The 8,646-nt window shown below is 58.6% G+C and carries 10 protein-coding genes; 7 read left to right on the top strand and 3 right to left on the bottom strand.

Translation table 11 applies throughout. The annotated features are described in order from the left end of the window. On the bottom strand, window positions 1–599 hold a 599-nt coding region (locus tag A3730_RS25580; protein WP_197477640.1), incomplete at its 3' end, for an AraC family transcriptional regulator. Window positions 600–760: 161 nt separating this feature from the next. Between A3730_RS25580 and A3730_RS25585 the strand changes: the two genes are divergently transcribed. The 6 genes from A3730_RS25585 (at window position 761) to A3730_RS25610 (ending at window position 6,116) form a co-directional block, all read left to right on the top strand. Beyond that, entirely contained in the window at window positions 761–2,053 is a 1,293-nt protein-coding gene (locus A3730_RS25585; protein ID WP_063520948.1) for an NAD(P)/FAD-dependent oxidoreductase, read from the top strand. Window position 2,054: 1 nt separating this feature from the next. After that, on the top strand, window positions 2,055–2,960 hold the full coding sequence (locus A3730_RS25590) for a bile acid:sodium symporter family protein (protein ID WP_063539261.1): 906 nt from the start codon (window positions 2,055–2,057) through the stop codon (window positions 2,958–2,960). Next, window positions 2,942–3,880 (top strand): SDR family oxidoreductase, encoded by a 939-nt coding sequence (locus A3730_RS25595; protein WP_063518550.1) that lies wholly within the window; start codon window positions 2,942–2,944, stop codon window positions 3,878–3,880. The genes A3730_RS25590 and A3730_RS25595 overlap by 19 nt, the downstream gene beginning before the upstream one ends. Then, a complete protein-coding gene (locus A3730_RS25600) occupies window positions 3,877–4,671 on the top strand; it encodes an SDR family oxidoreductase (RefSeq protein WP_063518549.1) in 795 nt (264 codons plus the stop codon). Before A3730_RS25595 ends, A3730_RS25600 begins: the two co-directional genes overlap by 4 nt. Before the next feature lie 8 nt (window positions 4,672–4,679). Next, window positions 4,680–5,423 carry a sulfite exporter TauE/SafE family protein gene (locus A3730_RS25605; protein WP_082872536.1) on the top strand — a complete coding sequence of 248 codons (744 nt, stop codon included), beginning with the start codon at window positions 4,680–4,682 and terminating at the stop codon, window positions 5,421–5,423. Window positions 5,424–5,525: 102 nt separating this feature from the next. Beyond that, entirely contained in the window at window positions 5,526–6,116 is a 591-nt protein-coding gene (locus tag A3730_RS25610) for a GNAT family N-acetyltransferase (protein WP_082872537.1), read from the top strand. A 193-nt stretch (window positions 6,117–6,309) separates the two neighbouring features. Here A3730_RS25610 and A3730_RS25615 read toward each other — a convergent pair whose 3' ends face one another. Continuing rightward, window positions 6,310–7,443, bottom strand: coding sequence for an alpha/beta fold hydrolase (locus tag A3730_RS25615; RefSeq protein WP_063539262.1), 1,134 nt, complete (start codon window positions 7,441–7,443; stop codon window positions 6,310–6,312). Window positions 7,444–7,637: 194 nt separating this feature from the next. On the opposite strand from A3730_RS25615, the gene A3730_RS25620 reads away from it, so the two are divergent. Continuing rightward, the gene (locus A3730_RS25620; RefSeq protein ID WP_063520878.1) at window positions 7,638–7,874 is read left to right on the top strand and encodes a hypothetical protein; all 237 of its coding nucleotides are present in this window, start codon (window positions 7,638–7,640) and stop codon (window positions 7,872–7,874) included. 102 nt (window positions 7,875–7,976) lie between these two features. On the opposite strand, the gene A3730_RS25625 is transcribed toward A3730_RS25620, so the two are convergent. Beyond that, window positions 7,977–8,645 carry a YHYH domain-containing protein gene (locus A3730_RS25625; protein WP_063539263.1) on the bottom strand — a complete coding sequence of 223 codons (669 nt, stop codon included), beginning with the start codon at window positions 8,643–8,645 and terminating at the stop codon, window positions 7,977–7,979. Window position 8,646 lies beyond the last annotated feature (1 nt).

The raw sequence follows: 8,646 nt of genomic DNA on the forward strand, positions 1-8,646 counted from the left end.
GCGTAGATGAGTGGCAGCGACAGGGCGGCGGCTGAAATGCGCAAGCTATTGTGGGCAGCTTCGAATTCAACGGGGACACCCAGCAGTTGTTGATAGCGATCCGGGTCGGCCAGAGCCGGATGGGAGAAACTGATGCCGCTGGCTTGAAGTTGCTCGCCGGTGGACCAGCGTGTCAGTTGCAACAGGGAGGCCAGCGCGGCTTCCACCCGTTCTGCCAGCCGAGTGGTGTATTGGGGCAGGTAGCGGATTTCGCACACATCACCTGCCACGGCATATTCGAAGGTTCCACCTTCGCCAACAATGGGGTAGTAGTCCATCAGCGAATCCAGCGCTTCGGCCACGGTGTCGCAGCTCATCAGCACCATGCCCACGGTATCCAGATGCCCGACCTGAATGGCCAGCCCGAACTGGATGCCGATGAGTGGGTCGTCGGCCTGTTGGCAGAAGGTTTCCCAGATTTCTCCCTGTAATTCCAGGCTCACCCGCTCTTGCTCGGCAAAGGCGTTTTTCAGTGACGCAGGCAGCGCGAAGCCCAGCTGTTCTGCAGCCTGGCTGATTGCCTGGGTAAAGCGCACCGTAACGGTGGGAGTATGCGTCATGGGTGTGAGTGAGGTCCCGAATTAACCGTGACAACGTCCTGAAATAGCCGTGTGTCTATTGTTTGTCCGCCCTAGAGTGGCAAGCATACCAAACTCTGTGCTCCGCTTCGCTTGTCGGGCACCGGTAACCGAATAAAAGACACAATAAAAACGGGACAGCTATGTACGCAGTGATAGGGGCCGGCCCCATGGGCCTGGCCACGGCCAGGAACCTGAAGAAATACGGTATTCCTTTTGTCGGTTTTGACCTGAATACCGATGTGGGAGGCTTGTGGGATATCGATAACCCGCACAGCACCATGTATGAATCGGCGCATCTGATCTCGTCCAAGACGATGACCGAGTTCAAAGAGTTTCCCATGGCCGATGATGTGGCCACTTACCCCCACCATCGCGAGATGAAGCGTTATTTCCAGCAGTATGCCGCCCATTTCGGCCTGTATGAGCACTATGAATTTTCCACCCGGGTGGTTCAGGTGCTGCGCGATGGTGATGAGTGGCTGGTAACCACCGAGGCGAAAGGGGAAGAGCAATGCCGCCGCTTTACCGGTGTGCTGATTGCCAACGGCACCTTGCATACGCCGAATCTGCCCAACCTGCCGGGCCGTTTTGATGGCGAATTGATGCACTCCAGTGAATACCGGCATCCCTCCTGTTTCGATGGCAAACGGGTGCTGGTGGTGGGCTGTGGAAATTCGGCCTGTGATATCGCCGTGGATGCGGTGCACCGGGCCGCCAGCGTGGATATGTCCGTACGCCGGGGTTATTACTTCCTGCCCAAGTTTATTGGCGGTAAGGCCACCGATTCCATTGGTGGCAAAATCAAGTTGCCCCGTGCGCTCAAACAAAGGGTAGATGACCGACTGATCCGCATGATCATCGGCAAGCCCAGTGACTACGGGTTGCCGGACCCGGATTACAGATTGTATGAATCCCACCCGGTGGTTAACTCACTGGTGCTGCACCATATAGGCCACGGGGATATCACGCCGCGGGGAGATATCTCCGCCGTTTCAGGAAATACCGTTACCTTCGTCAATGGACAATCGCGGGATTATGACCTGATTCTTATGGGCACCGGTTACAAGCTGGATTATCCCTTTATCGATCCTGCCGAGCTCAACTGGAAAAACAGCGATGCACCGCAGCTTTATCTCAATGTGTTTCATCCCGAACACCGTAACCTGTTCATGATGGGGATGGTGGAAGCCGCCGGTCTGGGCTGGGAGGGGCGTAACGAGCAGGCAGAAATGGTCGCCCTGTACCTTCGTGCCCGTGAGCAGAAGAGTGCCGCCGCCGCAGCCCTGGAAGAAACCGTACGCAAGGAGGCGGAAAAAAATCTGGATGGCGGTTACGCCTATCTGAAATTGGCGCGCATGGCGTACTACGTCAACAAGGATTGTTACCGCAAGGCCGTGAACGGCCACATCTCAGCCCTGAAAAAGGAGGCATGAGATGGAGGTTCACTTTGGAAGTGAAAACTTACTGATCCTGAATGTCATCCTGGCGTTCATGATGTTCGGTGTTTCCCTGTCACTCACCGGCGATGATTTCCGACGCGTGCTCAAGCGCCCGGATGCACCCATCGTCGGGCTGCTTGCCCAGTTCGTGCTGTTGCCTGCCGCCACCTGCCTGACCACCTGGTACTTCAATGTGGATCCGGAACTGGCGTTGGGCATGATCCTGGTGGCGTCCTGCCCCGGCGGCTCGTTTTCCAACATCATGACCTGGCTGGGGCGGGCCAATGTGGCGGTTTCGGTGAGTATGACGGCGGTCTCAAGCCTGGTGGCGATTGTCATGACGCCGTTCAACTTTTCCCTGTATGGCTGGTTGAACCCGATTACCCGACCCATCCTCACCGATATCCAGATGGACAGCATGAACATCCTGATTCTGGTGGCGTTGGTGCTGGGCCTGCCGCTGTTGGTGGGCATGTTGATGGGCAAGGCGTTTCCCGTGTTTGCAGAAAAAGCCCAGAAGCCCATGCGCTATATTACCTTGCTGGTGTTGTTGCTGTTCGTGGGTGTGGCGTTCGGCAATAACATGGATGTGTTTCTGGCCACGGCGAACCGTATTGTCGGGCTGGTGGTGCTGCAGAATTTTCTGGCGTTGGGGATTGGTGCCCTGGCCGGGGCGATTACCGGGCTACCCCGGGGAGACCGGCGGGCCATTACCATGGAGGTGGGGATACAGAATTCCGGCCTCGGGCTGGCCATCCTGTTTACCTTTTTCCCTGACGCCAGCGAAATGATTTTGATCGCGGCGTTCTGGGGTGTCTGGCATCTGATCAGTGGGCTGCTGCTGGCCTGGTGGTGGTCGCGCAGCCCGGCGCAGGAGGATGTATGCCGCGAAGGATCCTGATCACTGGCGCCGCTGGCTACCTTGGTAGCCAGCTGGCCCGGCAATTACAGCAACATCACTATGTGGTCGGAGTGGATATCCGTGAGGACGAAAGCGCGGATTTTCCGTTCTACCAAATGGATATTCGTGATCCAAAAATCGGCACGTTGATGAAAGAGCACGGTATCCACCAGGTGGTGCATCTGGCCGCAGTGCTGGAAGACTCCGGTGACCGCGAGCGGGACTTTGATATTGATGTAAATGGTACGCGCAATGTGCTGGATGCCTGTGTGGCCAGCGGCGTTGAGCAACTGGTGGTGACCAGCTCCGGGGCGGCCTACGGCTACTATGCTGACAACCCCGCCTGGCTGGATGAGCAGGATCCCTTGCGCGGTAATCCGGAATTCCCCTATTCGGATCACAAGCGTCAGGTGGAAGAATTGCTGGCGGATTATCGGGAAAAGTTTCCCGCCCTGAAGCAGCTGGTGCTGCGTCCCGGCACCGTGCTGGGCGCGGAAACGCGCAATCTGATTACCCGCCTGTTCGAGGGCAACCGTCTGCTGGCGGTGGCCGGTTCACCGTCTCCCTTTGTCTTTATCTGGGACCAGGATGTGGTGGGTATTATCGAACAGGGCGTGAATCAGGATCGTAGCGGTTGTTTCAACCTGGCGGGTGACGGCGCCTTGTCCATTGATGAGCTCGGCGATTTGCTGGGCAAGTCGGTGATTCATGTGCCGGCCTGGTTGATTCGCAGTGGGTTGTGGATCGGGAATCGATTGCGGCTGACCCAATATGTGCCGGCGCAGGTGAATTTTCTGCGCTACCGGCCGGTGCTCAGTAATCGCCGGTTGAAAGAAGAGTTCGGCTATATTCCCCGCAAAACCTCCGAGCAGGTATTTCGTTTCTTCATGGCTGCCGCCCGGCAGCGGGGGCAGTTATGAAAACCGTATTGATTACCGGAGCAGCGTCCGGGCTGGGGTGGGCCTTGTCTCGACAGGCGTTTGCGCTGGGGCACCGGGTGATCCTGGTGGACATGAATGCTGCTTTGCTGGCATCGCGAGCCGATACGCTGGCCGCTGAGGATCCTGCCCGGGTCACGTTTCGGGAGCTGGACGTAACCGATAGCGATGCCGTGCAGGGGTTGGTGAATTGGGTGCAGGACAACGAGTTCGCACTGGATATATTGGTCAATAACGCGGGCATTACGCACCGCTCGCTGGCGGAGAAAACCCGCATGGCGGTTTTCCGTAAAGTCATGGCGGTGGACTGGCAGGCACCGGTAGAGCTGGCGATGGGTTTTTTGCCGCTGCTGAAAAAAAGCCGTGGCGGCATTATCAATATCGGTTCCATGGCGGGTTGGATGCCGGTGCTTGGGCGCGCCGGTTACTGCAGTGCGAAAAGTGCCTTGAGCCAGTTTTTTGAAGTATTGCGCGGCGAAGTGGCCCGTGATGGCGTCCATATTCTGATGGCCTACCCCAGTTTTCTGGATACCCCGATTGAAACCAATGCCCTGGGGCATGATGGCCGTCCGGCCAGCCATAAACGCTCCATGGTGGGCGATATGCGCAGCCCGGAATGGATGGCTGAATTGGTGTTCGAGGCCTACGCAAAGAAAAAGAAACGTTTGTTCCCGGATCGCTTTACCTGGTTTGCCAGCTTGCTCTGGCGGCTGTTGCCGGACCTTTATCAGCGCATGATGCAGCGTAAATTTGCCAGCGAACTGAACCAGTAGGATCCCCCGTGACGGACCTGATGACTCTGCCCTGGCTGTTGCTGGCGCTGTTTATTTTTTTTGCGTTTACCACCGAGGCCATGACCGGTTTTGGCAGTATCGTGATTGCGCTTTCCCTGGGGGCGTTGTTCCTGCCGATCCCGGAAATCCTGCCGGTGCTGGTGCCGTTGAATATCGTCATGAGCGCCACCCTGAGCTGGCGTCATCGCCAGCATATTCACTGGCCTACCTTATGGCGGCTGATTTTGCCGTTGATGGTACTGGGCACGCTGACCGGCTACGGGTTGCGCCCGTGGATGGGCGATCAGTTACTGAAAAATGGTTTCGGGCTGCTGGTGGTGTGGTTCAGCAGCCGTGAGTTGTGGCGTATGTGGAAGGGGATCGAGATGGCACCTCATGGTGCCTGGTGGTCCCGTTGCTGGATGTTCGTGGCAGGGATCACCCATGGCTTGTTTGCCTCCGGTGGGCCGCTGCTGGTGTATGCCCTGAGTGGCCTGTCACTGGAAAAGAAAGCCTTCCGTGCCACCCTGATTCTGGTCTGGCTGTCGCTGAACAGCCTGCTCACCGTGGTGTTCCTGATCGACGGCACTTTGCTGCCGGCAGCCCCGCGTATCGGTTTGCTGGTACCTGTGGTTATCGCGGCCATCCTGTTGGGAGAGTGGTTGCATCACCGGGTGAATGAAGAGCGTTTCCGCCAGGCGGTGTTTATAGTGCTTTGGTGCACCGGGCTGATTCTTGCCTGGCCGGGGTGAGGTTTTAGCTACGAGCTACGAGCCTAGAAGCTAGAGGCTCGTAGCTGTCTCTTGGACGTGGTATTCATGTGATTCCTTGTTCGCAGGTATTCAGGAGCGCTCATGTCCACAGTGGAAATTCGCCCGGTTACTGGTATTGCCGTCGAGCCCTGGCTGGATGCACTGGCGCAATTGCGTATTGCGGTGTTTCGGGATTACCCCTATCTCTACGACGGGGATCTGGATTACGAGCGCCGTTACCTGGACCGCTATGCCCAGTCTGACCGTAGCGTGTTTGTGCTGGCGCTGGAATACAACCGGCTGGTTGGTGCGGCGACGGCGCTACCGCTACGTGAGGCGGATGAAGAGTTCCAGGTGCCGTTCCGGCAATTGGGTGCCGAGCTGGATTCGGTGTTCTATTTCGGAGAGTCGGTGCTGCTCAAGCCCTATCGGGGCGAAGGCGTGGGGCACCGCTTTTTTGATCTGCGCGAGCAATACGCGGCGGATTTCGGGTTTCGGCATACCGCCTTCTGTGCAGTGACGCGGGAGGAGGCACACCCTGCTCGCCCTGCGGATTACCAGCCGCTGGACAGGTTCTGGCGCGCGCGGGACTACTTCCCGCAGAACCAGCTTGTGGCCCATTTCGACTGGACTGATGTGGGCGACAGTGCCCCCAGCCGCAAGGCCATGCAGTTCTGGTTGCACTCTCTGTAGGTTGTTCTGGTCTGCAGGGTGCTCTGGCGTGAGCGCGCTATCCGCAATGCCATCATCATCCTTCCACGGGCGTTGTTTGCGCTGGCTGTCGCCGTCCTGGTCGCTGGCTGACCTGGACGGGCTCGCTGAAAGCGCAGAGCAGGAAAATATAACAAGCCTGCACTGCGTTTTTTGGGCTGGTCTTACCGTGCTTTCACGTGGCGGCTGATTCGTCCAGCCACCGCTGTACTCGTGCGTAGGTGCGGGTCTCCTCAATCATGGTCATGTGGCCCATCTGGTAAAACTGTTCCCGGGTAAGGTGATCCGCTTGTGGGTAGAGCTGGTTCGCCAGGGCGCTGTCGACGGTCACCAACCAGTCGCCTCGGGGCTGGGCGTGGCCGGGCTCGCTGACGCTGCCGGCGATAAACAACTGCTGTACCTGCGAATCCAGCGGCACCTTGCTGGTGGGGCGCGGGTCGTCCAGCGGGCGATCCCGCCACTGGTCTTCCAGCACGTAGCCAAAGCGCAGGTCCCGGATGCCGTCTGAGCGCAGGTTGGCCAGGCGCATCAGGGGGCGGGAGTAGGGTGTGCGGCCCAGCAGGCGGTTGGCTTCGTTGCCGAACCGTTCCAGCAGGGCGCCTTGATGGGGAGAACCGAGACAGGCCAGATGGCTGACCCGGTTGACCCAGCTGTCTTCCCGCTCGCGTCCTTGATGCAGGGCACTGCGCGCCACCAGGCCGCCCATGGAGTGGCCGATCAGGATCACTCGCTCAGGCAGCGCCGTGTGGGCCAGCAGCCCGGCCAGTTTGCGGCCATTGTCGGAAATATGCAGGCCGGTGTTATAGCGCAGGTAGCGAATATCCGCGTTGTGATGCTGGCGTGCCCATTGGCAGAAGGCATCAGTCGCGGGGCTATTCCAGCAGGCTTCATTCATGCACAGCCCGTGCAGGAAGATGACCAGGGTGTCGGCCTCCGGCGCCGGCGGGGCTTTGGGGAGCAGTGTCATGGGCAGGGCATAGCGATTGTTCTGTTCGACCAGTAGCTGCCCGAAAATACCGTTGATGATGCTTTGCAGGTCCAGGCTGTCGCGCAGTTCCCGTTGCGGATCGGCAAGCAGGTCGGCCATGCCGGCCAGGTTGCCGGCCTGGCGAAAGCCGTAGCGGACCAGGTTGTAAACCATGGGGGCGGGGGTGTAATCGTGGCCGCGCAGGCTGAAGGGGTTGGCTACAGCGCCGTGAATATCCTGCACGACCTGGGTGATCTCATTGCCAAAACGGGTCACCAGCTGCGCCAGGCCGCCCACGTTCCTTCCCATGTTATGGCCTGCCTGTCTGCCCAGTTTTTTCATTTGTTCTCCTTGTTATGGGAGCATTTTACCCGGCTGGGGACGTTGATAAAGGAAAAAACGTTATGCCTGTGGGTGCGCATCCATCTGTAACTCTTCGTAAAATGGCTGCTAAATGTGCGAATCCACTTGGTCAAGTGCCAAGAACATGCTTAGAGTGCTCACTGTCCGAATCAGTTAATTCAAGGAGTGATTCTATGCGTACTTTCGGTAAAGCGGCATTGGCCGCCATTTTCGCCTCTTCTGCCCTGCTGGCAGCCTGTGATGCCAACGATGGTCCGGTTGAGGACGCTGGCGAGAAGGTAGACAAAGCGGTAGAAAACATCACCCCGGATAGCCAAGGGCCGATGGAAGAAATGGGCGAAGATATGGATAACGCCTATGACAACGCCAAAGACTCTGCCGAAGACATGAAGGATGCTGCCCAGCAGTAAGCCTGTCATGCAGTGAGCGCACCGCCTTTGGGCGGTAGCGGCGATAAGCAAAACCCCGGCCCTGTGGTCGGGGTTTTGTCGTTATGGGTTTGCAACAGTCTGTCAGGGATGTGCCGCCAGCGGGCAATGGCTTAACAGCTGTTTCAGGGCGTCAGCTTCCTGGAGCGTGACCATCAATTGGTAGCGTTGCTTGATCCGTTCCCATTGCTGGCCGTATTCGCACCAGTAGCGACGGTTGTCGGGAAGCCACTGGTCCGGGCTGCGGGCGCCTTTGCTGCGGTTGGCGCTGGCGGATACCGGGATCAGGTTGTCCGGATCGTTGGCAAATTGTCGGCGCAACCGTTCGTCCCACTGGTCGCCGCCGTGGCCGTGGGCATGGCGCAGGGGGACAAAATGATCCATATCCAGATCGCCGGCCTGGGTGAAGGTCTGGTGGGTGTAGGGGTCGTACCAGCGGCCGCTGGCCACGGTGCAGTGATCCGGGCCGGTGAAGGTCACGGCTATCTGGCTGGTGGCAATCAAGACTTCAGCCCGGGTGTCCTGACAATCCTGGTCTGCATCAATCCAGTGGGGCCAACGGTCCCGGTCATAGAGTGTGCTGAACGCGCGTTGTGCGTCGTCGGCATCCTGCTCGGCCTGTTGCTGTTGGCGGTGCAGGGTGAAGCAGGGTTCGCGGTGGCAATGGTAGTCGCCGCTGCGTCGGTCGGTGTGTCCGCCTTGTTGATCGAGGCCGCCGGGGTGGGCCTGAAGGGGCGCTGCGGGGGCAAGCAGG

It is taken from the genome of Alcanivorax sp. HI0044 (assembly GCF_001634945.1).